This is a genomic window from Streptomyces sp. CLV115 (assembly GCF_038448545.1).
Lineage (GTDB): Bacteria > Actinomycetota > Actinomycetes > Streptomycetales > Streptomycetaceae > Streptomyces > Streptomyces sanglieri.
The window spans coordinates 93,940-114,945 of record NZ_JBCEWQ010000003.1 but is presented as its reverse complement, the minus strand read 5'-3'; the positions used below and the strand labels follow the sequence as shown (position 1 = coordinate 114,945).

The 21,006-nt window shown below is 68.1% G+C and carries 19 protein-coding genes and 3 pseudogenes; 10 read left to right on the top strand and 12 right to left on the bottom strand.

All coding sequences use genetic code 11. The features are described from left to right. Nucleotides 1-120: 120 nt before the first annotated feature. On the bottom strand, nucleotides 121-558 hold the full coding sequence (locus AADR41_RS02070; RefSeq protein WP_342279632.1) for an Lrp/AsnC family transcriptional regulator: 438 nt from the start codon (nucleotides 556-558) through the stop codon (nucleotides 121-123). Nucleotides 559-728: 170 nt separating this feature from the next. Here AADR41_RS02070 and AADR41_RS02065 point away from each other — a divergent pair, with 170 nt between their 5' ends. Beyond that, nucleotides 729-4,211 carry an indolepyruvate ferredoxin oxidoreductase family protein gene (locus AADR41_RS02065; RefSeq protein ID WP_342279631.1) on the top strand — a complete coding sequence of 1,161 codons (3,483 nt, stop codon included), beginning with the start codon at nucleotides 729-731 and terminating at the stop codon, nucleotides 4,209-4,211. Between the two features lie 34 nt (nucleotides 4,212-4,245). Further along, nucleotides 4,246-5,385 (top strand): acyl-CoA dehydrogenase family protein, encoded by a 1,140-nt coding sequence (locus tag AADR41_RS02060; RefSeq protein WP_342279630.1) that lies wholly within the window; start codon nucleotides 4,246-4,248, stop codon nucleotides 5,383-5,385. On the opposite strand, the gene AADR41_RS02055 is transcribed toward AADR41_RS02060, so the two are convergent. After that, nucleotides 5,363-5,674 carry a hypothetical protein gene (locus AADR41_RS02055; protein ID WP_342279629.1) on the bottom strand — a complete coding sequence of 104 codons (312 nt, stop codon included), beginning with the start codon at nucleotides 5,672-5,674 and terminating at the stop codon, nucleotides 5,363-5,365. The two genes, AADR41_RS02060 and AADR41_RS02055, sit on opposite strands and share 23 nt — an antisense overlap. Nucleotides 5,675-5,955: 281 nt before the next feature. Between AADR41_RS02055 and AADR41_RS02050 the strand changes: the two genes are divergently transcribed. Further along, nucleotides 5,956-6,174 carry a hypothetical protein gene (locus AADR41_RS02050; protein ID WP_342279628.1) on the top strand — a complete coding sequence of 73 codons (219 nt, stop codon included), beginning with the start codon at nucleotides 5,956-5,958 and terminating at the stop codon, nucleotides 6,172-6,174. Between the two features lie 110 nt (nucleotides 6,175-6,284). Beyond that, nucleotides 6,285-6,764 (top strand): annotated as a pseudogene (locus AADR41_RS02045) (helix-turn-helix domain-containing protein); the annotation flags it as partial. 43 nt (nucleotides 6,765-6,807) lie between these two features. Here AADR41_RS02045 and AADR41_RS02040 read toward each other — a convergent pair. Next, nucleotides 6,808-8,025, bottom strand: a complete 1,218-nt coding sequence (locus AADR41_RS02040) for an IS110 family transposase (protein ID WP_342279627.1) — start codon at nucleotides 8,023-8,025, stop codon at nucleotides 6,808-6,810. Between the two features lie 218 nt (nucleotides 8,026-8,243). On the opposite strand from AADR41_RS02040, the gene AADR41_RS02035 reads away from it, so the two are divergent. From AADR41_RS02035 to AADR41_RS02025, 3 genes and pseudogenes are all read left to right on the top strand, one after another. Further along, nucleotides 8,244-8,474, top strand: coding sequence for a hypothetical protein (locus AADR41_RS02035; RefSeq protein WP_342279626.1), 231 nt, complete (start codon nucleotides 8,244-8,246; stop codon nucleotides 8,472-8,474). Then, nucleotides 8,446-8,759: pseudogene (locus tag AADR41_RS02030) on the top strand (transposase); the annotation flags it as partial. The gene AADR41_RS02035 and the pseudogene AADR41_RS02030, both read left to right, overlap by 29 nt. 42 nt (nucleotides 8,760-8,801) lie before the next feature. Then, nucleotides 8,802-9,785 (top strand): GNAT family N-acetyltransferase, encoded by a 984-nt coding sequence (locus AADR41_RS02025; protein ID WP_342279625.1) that lies wholly within the window; start codon nucleotides 8,802-8,804, stop codon nucleotides 9,783-9,785. A 294-nt stretch (nucleotides 9,786-10,079) separates the two neighbouring features. On the opposite strand, the gene AADR41_RS02020 is transcribed toward AADR41_RS02025, so the two are convergent. Beyond that, on the bottom strand, nucleotides 10,080-10,211 hold the full coding sequence (locus tag AADR41_RS02020; protein WP_342279624.1) for a hypothetical protein: 132 nt from the start codon (nucleotides 10,209-10,211) through the stop codon (nucleotides 10,080-10,082). A gap of 379 nt (nucleotides 10,212-10,590) precedes the next feature. On the opposite strand from AADR41_RS02020, the gene AADR41_RS02015 reads away from it, so the two are divergent. Together AADR41_RS02015 and AADR41_RS02010 are read left to right on the top strand one after the other, a co-directional pair. Continuing rightward, a complete protein-coding gene (locus AADR41_RS02015; protein WP_342279623.1) occupies nucleotides 10,591-11,586 on the top strand; it encodes a cation diffusion facilitator family transporter in 996 nt (331 codons plus the stop codon). Nucleotides 11,587-11,783: 197 nt separating this feature from the next. Beyond that, nucleotides 11,784-12,155 carry a DUF3703 domain-containing protein gene (locus AADR41_RS02010; protein WP_342279622.1) on the top strand — a complete coding sequence of 124 codons (372 nt, stop codon included), beginning with the start codon at nucleotides 11,784-11,786 and terminating at the stop codon, nucleotides 12,153-12,155. A 279-nt stretch (nucleotides 12,156-12,434) separates the two neighbouring features. Here the strand turns inward: AADR41_RS02010 and AADR41_RS02005 are convergent. The 8 genes and pseudogenes from AADR41_RS02005 to AADR41_RS01970 all read right to left on the bottom strand — a co-directional run. Further along, a pseudogene (locus tag AADR41_RS02005) lies at nucleotides 12,435-12,877 on the bottom strand (IS110 family transposase); the annotation flags it as partial. Between the two features lie 196 nt (nucleotides 12,878-13,073). After that, nucleotides 13,074-13,982, bottom strand: coding sequence for a 2-hydroxy-3-oxopropionate reductase (locus AADR41_RS02000; protein WP_342279621.1), 909 nt, complete (start codon nucleotides 13,980-13,982; stop codon nucleotides 13,074-13,076). Then, on the bottom strand, nucleotides 13,979-14,788 hold the full coding sequence (locus AADR41_RS01995; protein ID WP_342279620.1) for a hydroxypyruvate isomerase family protein: 810 nt from the start codon (nucleotides 14,786-14,788) through the stop codon (nucleotides 13,979-13,981). Before AADR41_RS01995 ends, AADR41_RS02000 begins: the two co-directional genes overlap by 4 nt. A gap of 132 nt (nucleotides 14,789-14,920) precedes the next feature. After that, complete coding sequence (locus tag AADR41_RS01990) at nucleotides 14,921-16,174, bottom strand: pyridoxal phosphate-dependent decarboxylase family protein (protein WP_342279619.1); 1,254 nt, start codon at nucleotides 16,172-16,174, stop codon at nucleotides 14,921-14,923. After that, complete coding sequence (locus AADR41_RS01985) at nucleotides 16,171-16,959, bottom strand: amino acid ABC transporter ATP-binding protein (protein WP_342279618.1); 789 nt, start codon at nucleotides 16,957-16,959, stop codon at nucleotides 16,171-16,173. The genes AADR41_RS01990 and AADR41_RS01985 overlap by 4 nt, the downstream gene beginning before the upstream one ends. Beyond that, nucleotides 16,956-17,876, bottom strand: a complete 921-nt coding sequence (locus AADR41_RS01980; RefSeq protein ID WP_342279617.1) for an amino acid ABC transporter permease — start codon at nucleotides 17,874-17,876, stop codon at nucleotides 16,956-16,958. Before AADR41_RS01980 ends, AADR41_RS01985 begins: the two co-directional genes overlap by 4 nt. Next, nucleotides 17,873-18,790 (bottom strand): ABC transporter substrate-binding protein, encoded by a 918-nt coding sequence (locus tag AADR41_RS01975; RefSeq protein WP_342279616.1) that lies wholly within the window; start codon nucleotides 18,788-18,790, stop codon nucleotides 17,873-17,875. The genes AADR41_RS01980 and AADR41_RS01975 overlap by 4 nt, the downstream gene beginning before the upstream one ends. 273 nt (nucleotides 18,791-19,063) lie before the next feature. Next, the gene (locus AADR41_RS01970) at nucleotides 19,064-20,047 is read right to left on the bottom strand and encodes a phosphotriesterase family protein (RefSeq protein ID WP_342279615.1); all 984 of its coding nucleotides are present in this window, start codon (nucleotides 20,045-20,047) and stop codon (nucleotides 19,064-19,066) included. A 157-nt stretch (nucleotides 20,048-20,204) separates the two neighbouring features. Here AADR41_RS01970 and AADR41_RS01965 point away from each other — a divergent pair, with 157 nt between their 5' ends. Further along, nucleotides 20,205-20,885, top strand: coding sequence for a GntR family transcriptional regulator (locus tag AADR41_RS01965; protein ID WP_342279614.1), 681 nt, complete (start codon nucleotides 20,205-20,207; stop codon nucleotides 20,883-20,885). Nucleotides 20,886-21,006 lie beyond the last annotated feature (121 nt).

Sequence of the window (21,006 nt, the reverse complement as noted above, 5' to 3'; positions counted from 1 at the left end):
GCCTCCGCGGCGCCGGGGCCGGCTCGTCGCTGCGAGGCCCGGTCGGCCCCGGCGACCGCACGCCCGTGCCTGGTGACCTGCGCTCGCTACATGCGGTCCGCCGTCGTCGTCGTCGTGGGGTCAGTTCCTCGTCCACGATCCCAGGACCATGAGGGTTTTGGTACCGGTGACGTTGCCGGCGCGACGTAGTCCGTCAATGACGTGCTGCAGGTGTCCGATGTCGCGTACGCGCACGTGTACGAGGGCGTCCGGAGCGCCGGCGATGGTGAAGACCGCTTGCACTTCAGCCGTCTTGTAGGCGGTGCGGACGATTTCGCCCACGGGTGTGGTGCCGGTGTACGTGAGCTCGACGAAGGCTTCGATGGTCCATCCGAGCTTCGAGTGATCGACCTGGGCCGTGAAGCCGGTGATGACGCCGCTGTCCCGGAGTCGGTCGACCCGGCGCTTGACCGCGGCGACCGACAGCCCTACTGCGGGGGCCATCTCAGAGAACGTGCGCCTGCCGTCCTCCTTGAGCATGCGCAGCAACTGGTGGTCCACATCGTCGATCTCGTTCACACGAAGCTCCCGGCAGCGGCAGACAATAATCGATGCAATTTATTTGATCATATAACCCAATCCTCGACAGTAGTTTGCGTGTTTAGGCTGATGAGTCACAACTTGCTTGCGTCAAGGGCAATGTCTTGCTGTCCTGGGCGCCCCGACCGGATCGCGCCGAGGAGGCTTGCGTGAGCACTGACCCAACAGCCGTGACGTTGGATGACAAGTACGCCGCTCGCGGTGGTCGTGTCCTGATTTCAGGCGTCCAGGCGTTGGTCCGCCTGACTCTGGAGCAGCGTCGCCTCGACGAGACACGTGGTCTGGACACCCGCGTCTTCGTCAGCGGATACCAGGGATCGCCGCTCGGTGGTGTCGATCTGGAGATGGGCCGGGCACGCCGCTTTCTCAAGCCCGCCGGTGTGGTGTTCCGGGCCGGGTTGAATGAGGAGCTCGCGGCGACGGCCGTGGCCGGCACCCAGTTGCTCGGACAGGTTCCCGGACGCCGCCATGAAGGCGTCACCGGATTCTGGTACGGGAAGAATCCGGGGCTGGACCGGGCGGCCGACGCCATCCGGCACTCCACCGTGGCGGGCACCGCGGCGTCGGGCGGCGCGGTGGCGTGGATCGGTGACGATCCGGGCAGCAAGTCCTCGACCGTTCCCAGCTCTTGCGAGCCGATGTGCCAGAGCCTGGCCATGCCGCTGCTCGCGCCGGGGTCGGTGGCCGAGATCATCGAACTCGGCCTGCACGCAGTGGCGTTGTCCCGTACAACAGGCCTGTGGGCCGGACTGAAGATCGTTGCGGATATCGCGGATGGCTCCGCGGTCGTCGACCTGGACGGGGTGCGGCCCGATATTCCGGCTCTTCCGCAGGCCGACCGCGGCGCGCCCCCGACACTCGTCGGCCCCGCCTCGCTGGACGCCGAGCACGACATGCTCACCCGCCGACTCGATCTGGCACGCGACTACGCCCGTCGGGCGGGTCTGAACCGCATCGACTTCAGTGCCCGGCGTGCCACCCTGGGCATCCTCGCCCCGGGTACTTCCTACGCCGTGGTGCAGCGGGCGCTCGCCGATCTCGGCATCGACGAGGCTGCCATGGAAGCCCTCGGCCTCCGGCTGATCCGTATCGCGATGCCCTTCCCGGTTTCTCCCGAGGATCTGGCGGCCATGACCGCGGATCTGGAACAGGTGCTCGTCGTCGAGGACAAAATCCCCTTCCTGGAGGGGCATCTGAAGCAGTCCCTCTACGGCATCGGCGATCCGCCCGTTGTGGTGGGACGGCATGACGAGAACGGCCGTCCGCTGCTGACCGCACGGGGCACCCTGGCGGCCGAGGACGTGGCGCGGGCCCTGGCGGCGCGGATCGAACCGGAGCGGCTGCCGCGTACCGCAGGCGCACACCTGGCGTTGCTGGCACCACCGCCGAAGAAGCGGACGGCATTGCCGATGGTTTCGTCGCGCACGCCCTACTTCTGTTCCGGTTGCCCGCACAGCACTTCCACGAAGACCGCCGACGACACGCTGGTCGGCGCGGGCATCGGCTGCCACATCATGATCGCGCTGGACGGCGCGGGCCGCGGCAACCAGATCGGGCTGACCCAGATGGGAGGCGAAGGCGCCCAGTGGATCGGGCTGGCCCCCTTCACCGACGACCGGCACTTCGTGCAGAACTTGGGCGACGGCACCTTCCATCACTCCGGATCTCTCGCCATCCGCGCGGCCGTGGCCGCCGGGGCGACGATGACCTACAAACTGCTCTACAACGATGCCGTCGCCATGACGGGCGGGCAGCGGCCGGAGGGACGCCTCGACGTGCCCGCCCTCACCCGGTGGCTCGCCCTGGAGGGCGTCAGGAGGATTGTCGTCACCACCGCGCGGCCGGCCGACTACCAGGGCATACGTCTCGACCCGATCGCAAAGGTCCGCCATCGGGACGAGTTGCCCGCAGCGGAGAAGGAACTCGCCGCCGTCGACGGGGTGACCGTCCTGATTCACGACGACCAGTGCGCGGCCGAGGAACGCCGGCTGCGCAAGCGCGGTCAGTTGCCGACCCCTGCCGAGAAGGTCGTCATCAACGAGCGGGTCTGCGAGGGGTGCGGTGACTGCGGTGACGTGTCGACCTGCCTGTCGGTGCAGCCCGTCGATACGGAGTTCGGCCGCAAGACCCGGATCCACCAGGCGTCCTGCAACTCCGACTTCAGCTGCCTCAAAGGCGACTGCCCCTCGTTCCTGCTGGTGGAGCCGAAGACGGCACCGCGGCGCAAGCTCCCGACGCTCCTGGTGGAGCTGACCGATCCGATTCCCCTCGTGTCGGACCAGAGCACGCTGCTGCGCATGCCCGGCATCGGTGGCACCGGGGTCGTCACCGCCTCGCAGATTCTGCAGATGGCCGCTCACCTCGACGGCCGCTACGCCGCTGGATTGGAGCAGACGGGCCTGGCCCAGAAGGGCGGACCGGTGGTGAGCGATGTGCGGATCTCCAGCACGCCGGTCACCGGAGCGCTGCGCGCTTCCCGCGCCACGGCGGACGTGCTCATCGGCTTCGATCTGCTGGGTGCGGCTGCCGATACGAATCTGCAGGTGGCGCGGCCCGACCGCACCATCGCGGTGATCAACACCGCCATCGTGCCCACGGCGGCCATGGTGACCAACCGGGTCGTCGTCCCCGGGTCTCCCGACGAAGCGCTGGAGCGCATCGCGGACCTCACCCGTCCGGAGAAGAATCTCTACCTGGATGCGCAGGGGCTGTCCGAGGCCCTCTTCGGGGACCACATGCCGACCAACATGCTGCTGGTCGGAGCTGCCTTCCAGCACGGCTGCATTCCGCTCTCACAGGGAGCGATCGAAGCGGCGATCCGCCTCAACGGGGCCGCTGTGGACAAGAACCTGGCGGCCTTCAGATGGGGGCGGGCCGCGGCCCTCGACCACGAGGCTGTGGTGAAGGCGATCAGCGTGCCCGCCCGGCCGGCTGTCGAGGTCGGCCCGGCGGCACGAACCATGGCCGCGGAGCACCTGACAGCCGGGACACTGCAGGACGTGGTCGCCCTGCGTTCCACGGACCTGATCGCCTACCAGAACGACGCGTACGCGCGGAAGTACGTCCGGGAGGTCCACTCGGTGGCCGTTACGGCCAGGCGGCTCGCCGGCGACCAGTCCGGTGAGCGGATCGCAGTGGCGTACGCCAGAGGCCTGTACAAGGTCATGGCCTACAAGGACGAGTACGACGTTGCCCGACTGCATCTGGACACGGTGGAAAACGCCAAGATCGGCGACCAGTTCGGCCCGGACGCATCGGTGTCGGTCCTGCTGCATCCGCCCGTGTTCAGGGCCCTGGGCCTGCGGCGCAAGATACGTCTGCGGCGCACCGCTCCGCTCGCCTTCCGGACCCTGCGCGCGCTGCGCGGGCTGCGCGGAACCTCATTCGACGTGTTCGGCTACGCCCACGTCCGCCGCGAGGAGCGCGCCCTGCTCCAGGAGTACCCGCGGCTGGTCCGCGCCGCGCTGGCGCATCTCACCCCGGACAACGCCGCTGCGGTCGAGGAACTGGTGCGGCTCGTCGAGGGCATCCGCGGTTACGAGGACATCAAGCTGGCCCGCCTCGCCGAGTTCCGCGATCAGGCACGCAGTGCTCTCGGCGCTTTGGAGTCCGCCCCCGCCACCGCTTCCTGACCACCGGACGCAGTCGTCCAGAAGGAGAACCGTCATGCCCGTCGACCGCCTGCTGCCCACGCAGGAAGCCAAGGACCTGGTCGCTCTTGCCCGGGACGTCGCCGACAAGGAACTCGCCCCACGCGTGGAGGAGCACGAACGTTCCGAGACCTACCCCGTGGGCCTGTTCGCACGGCTCGGCGAAACCGGCCTGTTGGGCCTGCCCTGGCCCGAGAAGTTCGGGGGAGGCGACCAGCCCTACGAGGTCTACCTCCAGGTCGTCGAAGAACTCGCCGCGCGCTGGGCATCCGTCGCCGTCGCCGTGAGCGTCCACACCCTCGCCGTGTTCCCCCTGCTGAATTTCGGCAGCGGCGATCAGTGCCGGCGCTGGGCCGAAGACGTTCTCAGCGGCCGGATGGTCGGCGGATACAGCCTGTCCGAACCTCAGGCAGGCTCCGATGCGGCAGCGTTGACCTGCCGTGCCCGTCGCACCCCGGACGGCTATCGCGTCAGCGGGACCAAGGCCTGGATCACCCACGGCGGCAAGGCCGACTTCTACGCCCTGTTCGCCCGCACCGGCCCGGGCGGCAACGGCGTCTCCTGCTTCTTCGCTCCCGGCCGGGTCGACGGCCTCACCTTCGGCAAGCCGGAGGAGAAGATGGGCCTGCACGCCGTTCCGACCGCTGCGGCCTTCTGGGACGATGCACTGATCGATGCCGGCCGGCTCATCGGCGCGGAAGGCCAGGGCCTGCAGATCGCCTTCAGCGCGCTGGACTCCGGACGGCTCGGCATCGCTGCCTGCGCCACCGGCCTGGCCCAATGCGCCCTCGATGCCGCGGTCGCCTACGCGCAGGAACGGACCACCTTCGGCCGCAAGATCATCGACCATCAGGGGCTGGGGTTCCTGCTGGCCGACATGGCTGCCGCCGTCGACTCGGCACGGGCCACCTACCTCGACGCCGCCCGCCGCCGCGACGCGGGTCTCCCCTACAGCCGGCAGGCCAGCGTCGCCAAACTGATCGCCACCGACGCCGCGATGAAGGTCACCACGGACGCCGTCCAGGTCCTGGGCGGTTGCGGATACACCCTCGACCACCCCGTCGAGCGCTACATGCGCGAAGCGAAGATCATGCAGATCTTCGAAGGCACCAACCAGATCCAGCGTCTCGTCATCAGTCGCCAACTGACCCGCTGATCAGCGACCCCGAGGGACGCCGGGAGCGCTTCACCGGTGTCGAGCCGGTCTGCCGCGTGCCGACCCAGCACGCGGCCCGGCAGGGCCATGACGTGACCCGCCGCACCGTCGAACGCCTGATGCGCGAGAACGGCATCGCCGACGCGGTGCGCGGCCGGCCCGGGTCGCCGTCCCGGGCGAAGGCAACCCGGCTCGCGTGCATGCGCTGCTCGGCGAGTGTGCACGCTGTTTCGTCGTTCTGCCGGACATCGAGTGCCCCGTATTCCACGCGGTCGAGGTTGACGAACACGAAGGGCAGTTACGGCGTTGTCGACAATTGAGGGATCGGCCGTGTGCATCGGGATGTGTTGATCGACTGGCTTCCCTGACGGGGGTGTCAGTGGGCGCCGGTAGCGTCGAGCACGGCGTCCCGCGGGGGTGCCGGTGTTGACTCACGTACCGCAGGAGACTGACAGTGATTCTTGAGATCCGCACGTACAGGCTGAAGCCGGGCACGGGAGACGAGTTCGTTCGCGTGATGCGGGAGGAGTCCGTGCCGCTGCTGGAGAAGGCCGGTATCCGGGTGGTGGATTGCGGAGCGTCCCTGGTGTCCGAGGCGGGCACGAGGAGGCGTACCTGATCCGCGCGTTCGCCTCACTCGAACAGCACAGCGCCCAGGAGGAGGCGTTCTACGCCAGTGACGCCTGGCGACAGGGTCCGCGCGAGGCCATCGTGTCGCGGATCGACGGCTGCCACTCGATCGTTCTCAATGCTTCGGAAGCGGTGGCGCAGGCGCTCGCGGGCAGGTGACGTGGGCATAGCCGACCGGACGCCTTGGTGCCGTGCTCGCGATGTGCCGTGACTGGCAGGGGGGCTGCACGGGTTCTTCGAGTGTGAGAACGAAGTGAGCTCGTGCGGCCTTGTCTCTTCCTGTCTTCACCGGCATCTCCCGCGCGCATCTCGGCAGGTTGATCGAAGAGTTGGCTCCTGGGTGGCAGGCCCGGCGGGAATCCGCGCTGCACGAGCGGCGCGGCGGAGACCGCCGGCGTCAGGTCGGGGCAGGCCGCAAACACGAACTGGTGTTCACTGACCGGGTCCTGGTTACCTTGGTGCACCTGCGCACGCAGTTGCCGCACGCGGCGCTGGCCGAGCTGTACGGGGTGGGCCGCTCGACCGTCACCGAGGCGATCGGCAAAGTCCGCCCGCTCCTCGCCGACCGCGGCTTCGCCGTACCCGACCGGCCCGGCGTGCGACTGCGGACTCTGGCCGACGTGTTCGCCTACGCGTCCGCGGAGGGGATCGAGCTGCGTATCGATGGCACCGAGACCCAGGTCCGTCGTCCCAAGGCCAACAGGCCGGGCCGCTGCGCGTTCGTCTCGGGCAAGAAGAAGCAGGATTCCCAATGGACTTGTCAAGCTGGGGAAGTGGCTCTCCGCGAGGGAGTCATGCCGCTGCGGTATCTACTTGAGGCGGATTGGTCTCGAAGGGGCGTCCGTCGCGTATGAGCGCCCACAGGGCGTTCAGCCGGCGTCTGGCGAGGGCGAGGAGTGCCTGCTCGTGTCCTTTGCCCTCGCTGCGTTTACGGTCGTAGAACCGCTTGGAAACTGGGCAGCTGCGGGCGGCGACCTGAGCGGACAAGTAGAAGACCCGCAGCAGTCGGCGGCTATAGCGACGTGGCCGGTGCAGGTTTCCGCTGATGCGCCCGGAGTCCCGGGGTACGGGGGCCAACCCTGCGACGTCGGCCAGGCGGTCGGAGGTGCCAAAGGCGTCCATGTTTCCGCCGGTGACGGCGATGAACTCGGCGCTCGGCAGCGGGCCCATCCCTGGCATGCTGAGGATCACTTCCGCGTGCTGGTGCTCGCGGAACCGCCCTTCGATCAAGGTGTCGGTCTCGGAGATCTCCTCGTCGAGGGCCATTACCTCCCTGGCCAGCTTGGCCGCCATGGCGGCGGCCGGCTTCTCCCCGGGGACGGCGGTGTGCTGGGCTTCGGCGGCCTGGACCGCGGCGGCGGCCACCGCGGCGGAACTGCGGACCTTGCGGTTCTTCAACCAGGTGGCGAGGCGGCTTGTGCCGATCCTGCGCAGTGCAGCCGGGGTCTGGTAGCCGGTCAGCAAGACCAGTGCCCCCCTTGGTCCGGCTGTATTCGTAGGACCGCTCCAATGCGGGGAAGTATTCCAGCAGTTGTGCACGCATCCGGTTGATTGCGCGGGTGCGTCGGCGGTCAGGTCGTAGCGACGGGCAGTGAGGATCTTCAGGTCCACCGACACGTCGTTCCCGACCGCCAGAGGCTCAAGGTCGCGTCGCATGCGGGCCTGATCGGCGATGACGTAGGCGTCCTTCGCGTCCGTCTTCCCGTCGCCGCGGTAGGCGCCCGACGCGTAGTGGACGGTGCGGCCGGGGATATGGAGCACCTTCTGCCCGTGGTTGACCAGCAGGGCGATCAGCAAGGCGGCACCTCCTGCATTCAGGTCAATCGCCCAGGTCACCTCCTCGCTGACGTTCAGGACATCCGCGATCAGTTCCAGCAGCTCAGGCCCGCTGTTGGGCACCCGACGCGAGAGCATCCCAGCGCCGTCGGCGTCGATCACCGTGCGGTGATGTTCGGCCTGCCCGCGTCCGTACCAGCCCAGATCTCGGGCACCAGAGCCTCCGTCGTCCATGTTCTTGTAGCTGTCCCGGCAGACGGCCTCGCCGACGTGTCCTTACACAGCGATGCACTTCGCTTGTCCCAATTAGCAGTCGAGTCGTCGCGGAGCATCGGGCGGCCAGTCTGCTTCAGCCACCGAGGTCAGGAACACCATGAGCCACACCCGATACTCCCGGGTCTCCCGATCCTACGAACGACCGGAAGCGACCCACCAACAACGTAAGGAACACCATGAAGACCACCACGATCAGCGACTGCCTGAGCCGCACCCTGTGGTCCGGTGCCGACCGACCTGGGCGCATGCACGATCAGACCGCCATGCGCACCGAAGGCATCGCCGAACAGCTCCGCCTGCATCCGGACGTGAAAGCCAAGGTCGACGAGGGCTACCGGGGGCTGGCCAACGAGTTCTCGGACCAGGTCACCGCCCCGCCCCAAGGCCGTCAAGAAGATCGTCGATGACGAGGATGAGCTGCTGGCGTTCTACGACTTCCCCGCCGAGCACTGGATCCACCTGCGGACAACCAACCCCATCGAGTCGACCTTTGCGACCGTCCGTCTGCGAGCCGAGGTCACCAAGGGCGCCGGATCCCGGGCCGCCGCCCTGGCGATGTTCTTCAAGCTCGTCGAGTCCGCCCAGGCCCGCTGGCGAGCCGTGAATGCACCCCCCTCGTTGCCCTCGTTCGCGCTGGGGCCCGTTTTGAACGCGGCCGGCTCCTTGAACGGTCGCAGACGACCGCGGCGTGAATAGGGTGGCGGACCTGCCTCGAAGTTCGAGAACATCCGGTCATGTTGGATGGCACGGCAGGACAGGACCTTCCGGTCGGCCTCGGGTTCCGGCCGTATCGCGGCGAGGAAGACCACGGCGCCATGGCCGCGGTGCGGCTGGGGTGTGTTGAACGGGACCGGGTCGATGTCCATTCGGTAGTGGAAGGGCTCCCGACAGCGGCCGAGATCGCCGAAGCTTCTGCCAAGTTGGAGGAGCCGTCCAAGAACCAGATCCTGGTGGTGCTCGACGGGAGCGTCGTCGGCTACGCGACGATCCGGTGGTGGCAAGAGCGGGACGATACGTGGCTGTACCTGCACCGCGGCTACCTCTTGCCCGGGCATCGCGGCCAGGGCATCGGCTCAGCCATGCTGAGCTGGGCCGAAGAGCGGATCCGCCAGCTCGTCAAACAGCACGGACCGGCGCGGACGGCAGTGATCGGCGCGAACGCCATGGCCTCCGAGCAGGACGCCACGGCACTTCTGCGCGCAGCCGGCTACCGACATGTCTTCAGCCTGGTCGAGCTGGAGCTGGGCGATCTGCAGCAGGTGCCCGAGCCGGGCAGCGAGCTGCCGGCCGGAATACGGACAGGGCCAATCGGGACAAGCCACTACCGTGCAGCCTGGAGGACGGTCGTCGATTCGTACGCGGACCGCGGTTTCACTCAGAGATGGCCTTTCCAGGACTTCGTCGACACCGCCGACCCGGCATGCTGGAGGGCTGCCTGGAACGGGCAGGACATGGTCGGCGTCGCCCTGTGCTCCATCCGCCGTCACGACCACACCGTGGGCGAGGTGGAAGAGCTGAGTGTCCGGACGGACCAGCGACGCCTCGGAATCGGCCGGGTCCTGCTGCTGGACGGGCTGCGGAGCCTTCGCGAGCAGGGTGCAACGACCGCTCGGCTGTTCACGGGCACGGCAAATCCACACCGGTCCTACGACCTTTACGAGAGTGTGGGATTCCGGCGGCGGAACGAGTACGTCCGTTACCGCAAGCCGCTTGCTTGATCGACCGGCCATTGGGCTGTCGGGTCAGTCCACAGGATTTGACAATACCTCGCAAAGAACTTCCCACCATGACCACCAGAACCGACGTTCTGCGCCAGCCGGGAGTACGCGGCCGTCGTAGGACCGACTGCCGGCTGGGGTTCGGCGGCGGCTATTTCGCGAACACCTTGGCCAATGCTGGCGTTCGACGGTCAGCCTCCCCTCTGCGGATGCCGCATGCCGCATGCCGCATGCCGCATGCCTCCAGTGATAACGCAGCCAGCGGTCAGCCCCTACGACACCACGAGTTCGACCTCAGTAGCTGTCGCGGGTGGCAGCGGTCAGGGCATCAACGACGGTCTGCCGGCGGTCCTGGTGCGTGTGTTCCAGGGGTTCCAGTTCAGTGTGGTTGACGGTGTCGTGAATGCCGTCGGTGGTGAGCAGCACCAGGCGGTCGGGGTCTCGGCCTCACGGACGGTGGCGAACGCGGCTGTGGCGAGGGACGTACGAACCCAGCCGTCGTGGTGCTCGATGAGGTCGACTGCAACTCCGTCATGGACGCGCAGGTTGGCCCATGGTGTGGTCGGCGGAGTACTGGCGGAGCCGTCCCGGGCCGGTGACCGCGGCCACGGCGAAGGCGTTGGGCTCTGGCTCGTCCCGGTGCCGGACGTCCGGACCGCGCAGCCTCCTACTGACAGCGTTTTCGCAGGTCAGAGGGCTTCTCGATGGCGATGACAACGGACATCAATACAGCCTTTGCCATGTAGATGCCGTATGCGTTTCACTCTGGTCAGTCACCAACATCACTACCGAGGAAGGACCCGTGATGAGCATGGAACACAACCACGAACACGGGCACGTACATGGGCGCGGGCATGGCGGGCACTCGCACGGGGTATCGGCCGATGCTGACCGTCGCTGGCTGACGCTGGCGCTGGCAATCATCGGCGGATTCATGGCCGTCGAGGTCGTCGTCGGCATCGCCGCCAAGTCCCTGGCGCTCATCTCTGACGCGGCCCACATGCTGACCGACGCGGCGTCAATCGTGTTCGCCCTGATCGCCATGCGCCTCGCCGCCAAGCCGGCCAAGGGCGCCTTCACCTACGGTCTCAAGCGTGCCGAGATCCTCTCCGCCCAGCTCAACGGACTGTCCCTGCTCCTCCTCGGGGCCTGGCTCGCCTACGAAGCCGTCCAGCGCCTGATCGACCCGCCGCAGGTCGAGGGCGGCCTGGTCCTCGTGACCGCGCTGGTGGGCATCGTCGTCAACGTCATCGCGGCGATGTGCCTCTCCAGGGCAAACCGCAGCTCGCTCAACGTCGAAGGCGCCTACCAGCACATCCTCAACGACCTCTTCGCCTTCATCGGCACCGCCGTCTCCGGTCTGATCGTCGTACTCACCGGCTTCGTCCAGGCGGACGCCATCGCGACCCTCGTCGTCGTCGTCCTCATGGCCAAGGCCGGCCACGGCCTCATCCGGGAATCCGGCCGCGTCTTCCTTGAGGCGGCCCCCGCCCACATCGACCCCGACACCCTGGGTGACCGGCTCGTCGGCGAACCGCCGGTGGTCGAGATCCACGATCTGCACGTCTGGCAGATCACCTCCGGACAGAACGCGCTGTCCGCCCACGTCCTGGTCGACGACGACGCCGACTGCCACACCGCGCGCCGCGACCTCGAACGGTTCCTTGCTTCGGAATACGGCATCACCCACAGCACGCTCCAGGTCGACCACGCGCAGCACAGCGAACTCATCGGCGCCGGAGCCGGCCACTGCGAGGAACCCCACGGCCCCATCCACCGCCCGGGACCGCACGAACACTGACCTGCGCGCCCGATGTTCCGGAAGCCCCGTCAGCGGGACGTCCAGAACAGAAGAAGGCAGTCACGCGAACGGTGCCGTCGGCCGATTCCAGCACGGTGCTCGACTCTGCGATGAGCCCGAAAAGAACGGCGGGACGAGGGAGCCCGCAGTCGCCCCCTTCCTCAATCCAAGAAATCCTGAACTACTGGAGGTCTGCAATGCCCCGACGCTCTCCCATGCCGCCCGCCTTGCTCGAAGCGTTCACCGCCGAGATGGCCGCGGCCCGCGCCTCAGGGCCCACGGCGCAGCGATGGCGGGCCGTGGAGCGGGCCCACATCCTGTCCCAGCCCTGGCCCTGGCCCCACACCCGTACTCATGGCGTGATGTTCCGCCTCGCCCTCCACGACCGTGACGTGCGGGAGATGTTCGGCCAGCTCGTGCGCATGGTTGTCGCCGCTCCCGGTTCTGCGGCCGGTAACTACCCGGACGGCAACACCGGCCGCACCCGGGTCGGGTTGACCACCCCCATGCCGATCCCGGACGACCTCGCTGCCCTGCTCCGCGGGGCCGGCATCACACTGCGGCCGTAGGTCCCGCCCTCAAAAACCCGTTCAATACCAAGGTCATTCAACAAACCCGTGCCACCGTTTTCCGACATGCTCCGGGGCCATGACCGCCCCGAACCGGCCGACGAGCCGGGCCCCTAGTCGCCCGAACCGCTCGTCCGCACCAAAGTTGAGATCGGATACGCCCAGGTCCCCGTCAGGCGGCCAGAACCCGGGCCCACGTCCTGGCGTCCTAACGCTGTTGTCAAGCTGCTGCGGTCACTGGTGGTGCCACTTCGTAGCGCCGTCGGTCACGAATACTGTGGTCTTCTCCCCGGGAACGGCGGTGTGCTGCCGCTCGACGGCCGCTTCAGCCAGAGGTGTCGCGTTGCGGAACTTGCGGTTGGCCAGCCACTTCGTCAGCCGGGCGACCCCGGCGCGGCGGATCGCTGCCCGGGGTCTGGTACCCCGGGCAGCAGGATGAGCGGGCCGATGTTGATCATGTCCAGGGCCCCCTCCAGGGCGGGGAGCATGCTCAGCAGTGTGCCGCGCAGACGGTTGACCACATGGGTGCGGTCCTCGGCCAGATCGGACCGACGCCCGGTCAGCAGCTTCAGCTCGACGACGGCTTCGTCGCCTGGACGGATGGACCGCAGGTCGCGGCGCATCCTGGCCTGGTCGGCGATCGCGTAAGCATCTCGGGCGTCGGTCTTGCCCTCACCGCGGTAACCGTGAGAGGCCCGGTTCACCAGGCGCCCGGGCATGTAGATCTGCTTCGAGCCGAACTTCTGCCGGACGGCGAACAGCCCCAGTTCCTCGGCCGCTACCCGCCGGTCCCGGCCCGTCCGCATGCACCAGCGCAGGTGCAGCGTGAGATGCCCGGTGTACGTACGGGTCGTCAAATCGCGGCGCGACGGCAGTCGCGCCGCGACCCTGTGTCGCTCGGATCGCGGCGTGACCCTGTCAATCCGAGCGCCGCACGGCGTCGAGTTCGTTCGTCAGCCCAGAGAGACGCTCGACCTGGAGGAGAAGCGCCGAGTGGTCCAGGGATCCACTGCCCTGCGCGCGGAGCGAAGCCATGAGCGATCCGGCAAGTGCCCCCATCGGGACGGCGACGCCCGCGTCCCGTGCCGCAGTGAGCGCGATCCCCAGGTCCTTGTGGTGGAGGTCGACCCGGAATCCCGGTTCGAACCGGCGCCCGATCATGCCCGCCGACTTCCTGTCCAGGATCGCGTTGCCAGCGAGGCCGCCCGCGAGGACCCGAACGGCCGATTCGAGGTCGACCCCGGAGGCGCGCAGGAAGACAAGGGCCTCCGACACGAGCTCGATGGTTCCGGCGACGATCAGCTGGTTCGCGGCCTTGACGGTCTGTCCCGAACCGGCCTCCCCGACGTGGAGGATTGTGGTCCCCATCGCCTCCAGGATCGGCTTCGCCGCCTCGAAGACATCCGGCTCACCGCCCACCATGATGGACAGGGCACCATCGATCGCCGCCCCCTCGCCACCGCTGACCGGGGCGTCGAGGGGGCGGATTCCGCGTCGGGCGGCGGCTTCGGCGACGGCGCGGCTCGTCTCGGGCCGCACGGTGCTGCAATCGATGAGGATCACGCCGTCGCGGGCGGACTCGAGCACACCACCGTCGCCCAGGACCACGGCCTCGACGTCCGGACTGTCGGGCAGCATCGTGATGACGACATCGGCGTCCCGGACCGCGGCGGCAATCGAGTCCGCGCCGCGCCCTCCGGCGGCCACGAGCGCCTCGACCCTGGCGGGTGAGCGGTTGAACCCGACGACGTCATGGCCGGCGTCGACGAGGTTCCGGCACATCGGCGCGCCCATCACCCCGAGTCCGATGAATGCGATGTCAGTCACCGCTCCTCCTTCCGGAATCCGTCGCCGAGCGCGGCGAGCGGGTCCTCGTCCTCCGACACGTACTCGAACGCGATCCGATCGTCGTAGCCGGCGTCGCGAAGCTCGCGCACCCAGCGCCCGACGGGGAGTCCGCCGGTTCCGGGTGCACCCCGGCCCGGCGCGTCGGCGAGCTGCACGTGTCCGATGCGATGCGCGTGCCGCCTGATGGCGGCCGAGACGTCGTCCCCGTTGACCGCGAGGTGGTAGACGTCGAGCAGGAGTCGGATGTTCTCCGCCCCTGCGGCCTGCACCCGGTCGATGACAGAGACGGCGTCGTCAGCGGTCCGAAGGGGGTACCGATCCGCCCCGCTCACGGGCTCGATGAGCAGGACGCCGCCGATCTCGGCGACACGATCGGCGGACCGCCGGAGGTTGTCGACCGCGAGCGCGTCCTGCGCGTCGGCCCGCTCGCCGTCGATCCGATTGCCGTAGAGCGCGTTGAAGCGGCGGGTGCCGAGGCGCTCTCCGATCCGCGCGGCGACATCCGTACTGGAGCGCAGCTCGGCCTCGCGTTCCGGCCACGACACGATCCCGCGATCGCCCGCCGCCATGTCGCCCGCGTAGAGATTGAGAGCGGTCAGTTCCAGTCGTGACCGCTCGATGACGCTCGCGAACGCGTCGATCTGCTCCTTGTCGGGTGCGGCCGAATCGAACGGCCACCAGAACTCGACCGCTTCGAAGCCGGCCTCGACGACGGCGGCGAGCCGTTCCTCGATCGGTCGGTCTTTCAACATGATCGAGCAGTTGACAGCCCAGGTGTGCGTCATACGTGTTCCTTTGTTTCCTGCTGTTTCCTGTGTGCTTGGGGTTCTCCGTCACAACGCCTCGCCGAACGCACCGATCGCGTCGCATGCCCGAGGCGCGGGCGACGCGTCCCCGTCCGCGCGTCGACGATGTCGTCAGTCCCCGTAGGTGAACGCCGTCGTCGCTCTGGCGCCGGTGCTTCGAACCTCGGCGACGGCCTCCCGCAGCTCGTGGAGGAACGGGTCGATCACGTGCTCCATGTACGGGCTCAAGAGGATGTGGAGAGACGGCGGTGTGAGGGCGGTCGACACATCCCACCCGCGGGCGAGCATCTGCGCGGAGACCGATTCGAGGTCGAGACCGGGCTCTGCGAAGACCACGACGATGCCCGCCTCCGGGGGGACGTCCACGCGCAGGCCGTCGATCTCGGCCGCACCTTCCGCGAGCCGTCGCGCCGAACGGTGGATGCTCGCGGCGCTCCGCACGTAACCGTCGCGGCCCATCGTGCGGAAGGTCGCCCAGGCCGCGGCGAGCGTGCCGCCGGGGCGGGAGCCGGCGAATCCCACGCGCTGATAGCCGCGGTAGTGCCAGCCGTGCTCGGGCAGCGTGAAGGTGTGGAAGTCCTGGAGCTCGCGATCGCGCACGGAGAACGAGGAGATCCCGTTGAGGCAGAAGCCGAACTTGTGGAGATCCGCGGACACCGACCAGACACCGGGGACGTCGAACGAGAAGCGCGGCGTGCTCGGGTCGACCTCGCGGAGCGAGTTGAGGAGGAATCCGCCCACGCAGGCGTCGACGTGCATCCACGTGTTCCGTTCGGCGGCGATGGCAGCCAGCTCCTCGACGGGGTCCACGACGCCCTGCGGGTAGGACGGCGCCGACCCCGCGATGAGGATGGTGTTCTCGTCCGAGTGCGCCCGCATGAGCTCCGGGACGGCCCGGTACTGCGCGTCGACCTCGACGCGGCGGATCTCGACGCCGAGTTCGTCACCGGCCTTGTCGAACGACGGGTGCCCCGTCATGGGGATGACGAGATTCGGCCGTTCGATGCCGAGCATCCGCCCGCGACGTCGCGCCGCCTTGACGGCGAGGAAGTTGCTCTCGGTCCCGCCGACGGTCAGGCTCACTGCCCCGGTCTCGGGCACGCCGAGGACGCCACCCACGATCTCGCGGAGTTCGCGCTCGATCCGCTTGAGTGAAGGGAGCGCGTTCATCGAGAACAGGTTGGTGTGTGCGAACATCTCCTGAGCCGACCTCGCGGCCAGGTACACCTCCGTCGGGTACGCGGGCCAGTAGCGCTCGAAGATGCCCCGCTCGTAGGGCAGTTCTCCGACCTGGTAGGCCGTGAGCTCCTGTTCGAGCGTGCGCCAAGGGATGCCCTGCTCAGGGAATGCGCTGGCTGACGTCACTTCGTCTCCGTTTCGATTGATTGGTCCGCCCAGTGAGAGAGGAACGCTTGTGTGCTCGCGTGCGCCGGCACACTGAACACGGTGGTTGGAGGACCGTCCTCGACGACGACGCCGTCGTGCATCATGACGACGCGGTCGGCTGCCTTCCGGGCGAAGCCGAGTTCGTGGGTGACCACGACCATGGTCATCCCCTCGCGGGCGAGGTCGAGCATGACGTTCAGGACCTCCGCGACGAGCTCGGGGTCCAGTGCGGACGTCGGCTCGTCGAACAGCATCAACTTGGGATCCATGGCGAGCGCGCGAGCGATCGCGACGCGCTGCTGTTGTCCGCCGGACAACTGCGTCGGATAGAGCTCCGCCTTGTCGGCGAGGCCGACCCGGTCGAGCAGTTCGAGTGCACGACGTCGTGCCTGATCGGGACGCGTCCCCTTGACGGTGACCGGCGCGAGTGCGACGTTCTCCACCGCCGTCTTGTTCGCGAACAGGTTGAAACGCTGGAAGACCATCCCGATCTCGGAGCGGCGTCTAGCGATCTCGCGCTCGCGGATCTCCAAGAGTCGATCCCCGCGTCGTTCGTACCCGATGTGTCGGCCGTCGATGGTGATCTCGCCGCCGTCGATCGTCTCAAGGTGGTTGATGCACCGGAGGAAGGTGCTCTTCCCCGAGCCCGAGCGGCCGAGCAGGCAGACCACCGACCCGCGCTCGACCGTCAGGTCGATCCCGTTCAGGACCTGTGTCGCTCCGAAGCTCTTGCGGACGGCGGTGGCTTCGAGCATGGCGTTCATGTCCGTCCCCTTTCACTGCGATCGGCTGTCCGTGCGCCGTTCTGGCGGGCGAGCCGACGCTCGAAGGCCCACTGGCCCACGTTGAACACCGTCGTGAGGGCGAGGTACCAGATGCTCGCGACTATGAGCAGCTCGATAACGGCGAAGTTGCGCGACGAGATCGTCTGCGCGGTCGTGAGGAGGTCCGAGCCCGAGATGATCGACACGAGCGCCGTGGTCTTGAGCATGTTGATGACCTCGTTCCCGGTCGGAGGCACGATGACCCGAAGGGCCTGCGGCAGGACGATCCGGGAGAGCGCCTGCCGTTTCCTCATGCCGACGGCCAGCGCGGCCTCGGTCTGCCCCCGGTCGATCGAGGCGAGGCCCGCACGGACGATCTCGGCCATGTAGGCGCCTTCGTTGAGGCCGAGTCCGAGCAGCGCGGCGGTGAACCCCGTGATGAGGATGTTGGTTTCGACGCTCCACACCTCGCCGAGGAACGGCAGGGTGAGCCCGACGGTCGGGAAGAGCAGGCTGAGGTTGTACCAGAAGATGAGCTGGACGAGGACCGGGGTTCCCCGGAAGATCCAGATGTAACCTCGCGCGACCGACGCGAACACGGGGTTGCTCGACGACCGCATGACCTCCGCGGCAATCCCGAGCACGATGCCGATGAGCATCGAGAGCACCGTCAGGACGATCGTGACGCCGACCCCTTTGAGGATCGCCGAGGAAGTGAAGTTCTCCGCGACGATGCTCCAATCGATGTTGCGGTTCACCGCCACGGCGTACAGGAGCGCGACGATCGCGGCGATCACGATGATCGCGAGCGGCACCCGGCCCCAGTGTCGCAGCGGGACGGTGCGCAGCTCCGGTCCGGGCGCACTCCCGGTCGCCTCCACGACGACCTGGCTCACACCCGGTGGTTCCGGGCTCACGACCCTGCTCCGTCCCGGTTGATGAGCGCCTTCTTGACCGCGCCCGCCTCAAGTCCGTACCGCTCGACGAGCTTGCGGTACTCACCCGAGTCCAGGAGCGCCTGCATCGCGGCCTGGAGCGCGTCCCGCAGTTGCACTTCCGCGGCCGGCACGGCGATGCCGACGTAGGCCCCCTCCGCGGTGATCGGTTTGCCGACGATGGTGAACTTGTCGGGGTTCTGCGCCACGAGATGGCTCGCGTTGGGCAGGGCAGTGATCGCGGCGTCCGCCCGCCCGGACTGAAGCTGCGTCTGCTTGTCCGTCGCGGCGGGGAGCTGCACGATGCCGACGACCGCGTCGCCGCGTGCGACGCACGCCTTGCTCTGCGCCTCCGCCGTGTTGATCTCCGCGAACGAGCCCGTCTGGACGGCGACGGTCCTCCCGCACAGGTCGTCGAAGGAATCGACACCGGCGGGGTTCGCCGCCGTGGTGACGAGGACCGTCTTGTCCTCGTAGTAGTTGACGAAGTGGACCTTGTCGTAGCGGTCCTTGAAGTCGCTCATGTAGGTCATGGCGATGTCGTAGCGGTCGGCGACGAGACCCGGGATGACCGCGTCGAACTTGGTGACGTTGACGAACTTGAACTCGATGCCGAGCTTTCTGCCGAGCGCCGCACCGAGATCCGGGTCGAAGCCGATGATCGTCCGGTTGTCCTTCGCGAAGTACTCGATGGGCGGGTAGGTGGCGTTCGTAGCGACGACGAGCCGTCCCGCCCGGGCGACAGATCCGGGAAGGAGGTGGTGCAGCGGCGCACTCGCGTCACCGGCTGCCTTCGACGGGCCGGCGGCGGTCCCGCAGCCCACGAGCGCCCCGGTGGCGCTCACCGCGAGCGCGGCGGCGCCGAGGCGCCGCCGCATACGTCCTCGTGAGTACATGTCTCTCCCCTGTCTGCATTGACACTCCATGATTGCTGCACAATATTGCTGCACAATACCACCGCGGGGGCCGATACACACCCCGCCCCGTGGGCGACGACCGGCAGCGCGGGCGATCACCTCCCCGCCGCCGCAGAGCGGACACGCGAAGCGGATCCGGACTCACGCCACCCCACGCCGACGTGACGGGACGGCCGCGGGCGAACGGCGGTCGCGAGGCCGCCCACCGCAGGCGGCGACCGGGCCCGCACTCCGGAGCCGAGCCCGCGCGACTCACTCCTGCGCGAGCAGTCGCCTGGGATTGTCAACAGTGAAACGACGGAACAGCTCGTCGTCGAAGCCCGGCACGGACTCCGCGAGCAGGTCCCGGAACGCACCGTGGACGAACCCGAAGCCACCCCCGCCGTTCGCGTGGAGATCGCCGGTCAGGCAGACGTCGTGCGACAGCAGCACGCGGTCGGCGAAGCCGGCCTCGACGAGCTCCGTGATCAGGGAGAGCCGCCAGGCGAGCTCGGACTCCCGCTGCACGAAGATCGTGTCGATCCCCACGAACGCCCCTCGCTCGGCGATCTCAAGCGCGTACCCGGGCACCCGGACGAGGTCGCAGTGCCCGACGGCGACGCGCGACGGATCCACGCCCTCCGACTCGAGCAGGTCGAGTTGCAGACCGCCGACCGGCCAGTGGGCGGCATGCGTGTGGATCGCCACACCCGTCGCGAGATGCGCGCGTGCCGCCGCACGGAACGACCGCTCCTCTGCTGCGGAGGTGAACCACGCGTCGCACCCGATCTCACCGATGATCCCGGCCCGCACGTCCGTCCCGGGGAACCCGACCTCGATGTCCGCGATCATCCGTTCCGCGATGGCGTCCACGTCGTGCCGGTCGAACCACTGTCGGTCGAGATAGGGGTCCCGATAGTGGCCCGTACCCAGGACGACGTTGAGGCCCGTCACCTCGGACACGCGCCGGATCGCCTCGACGTTGCCCGGCTGCCGGCTCCCCTCATCGCTCCACCGGTCACTCGACGCGGTCGGGCTCGCGCCGCGGGTGAGTTCGGCAGTCGTCAGGTCGACGACGGTCCGCCCGCCCTGAGCGACGAACCGTGCGAGTTCCTCGATGATGAGCCGCTCGTCGTTCAAGAGCCCTTCGGCTCGATGTTCCTGGAGGAGATTGCAGAACAGATGCTCGTGGGGCAGCGTCGGGCCGAGCTCCTGCGGTGTGCACGCCCCGCGTGCGGTCTGGATCGTCCGGGTCACGATGGTCCTCCTCGATGAGGCGAAGAGCCGCCGCCCAGAAGTCACCCCCGCACTCCGAATCCGGCACGGAACGGAGGCCTGTCCGAAAGTCACCTACACGCGTCGGCAATTTTGCGCCACAATATTGAAGCACAAAACTGTGTGTCAAGATTGGGTCATGACAACAGGAAAAGGCGTCGCGCGGAGTGCGGCGGAAGTCATCGCCGAGGACCTCCGCGCTCGGCTCCTGCGACTGGACCTCTACCCCGGCAGTCCACTGCGCGAGACCGAGCTGTCGGAGCGGTACGGCGCGAGCAGGCACACCGTCCGCTCGGCGATCGCGCTCCTCGAGTCCGAAGGCATCCTCGTCCACGACCGCAACCGCGGCGCACGCGTGCGCGAGTTCACGGCCCCCGACATCGACGACGCGTTCGACCTGCGCGAAGCACTCGAGTTGGAGGCCGTCCGGCTCATCTGTCGACGCAGCCCGCCTCTGGACGGCGTCGTCGCCGCCGTGGACCACCTCGATCGCCTGGAGGAGATCGAACGACGAGAACCCTCCGAGCGTGCGACCCACGAGACGCTGCAGGCCGATCGCCAGGTGCACCGCGCGTTCGTGGAGGCGACCGCGAATCCGCGGCTCCTGCACGCGTACGACACCATCGCCACCGAGATCGCGTACTGCTACGTGCTGTGCCGCGTGACGTCCATGACCCCCGACGACCGGGAGCACAGGGCGATCCTGAACGCCCTCTTCGTCTCCGATGAAGTGACGGCACTCGATCTCCTCGCCTCGCACATCGAGGCCGCGCGCAGACAGTGCGTCTCCGCGGTCCGGCCGCCGGCGGAGATCCGCTAGTGCGGTGACTGGGAACGTCTACCGGCCCGCGACGCCCCGCTCCCCCTGGGCCCGGCGGCCCCGGGCGGTACTCCCAGGCCGCGTTGTCGGACCGCGCGAGTACGGCGAGTACGAACTGCGG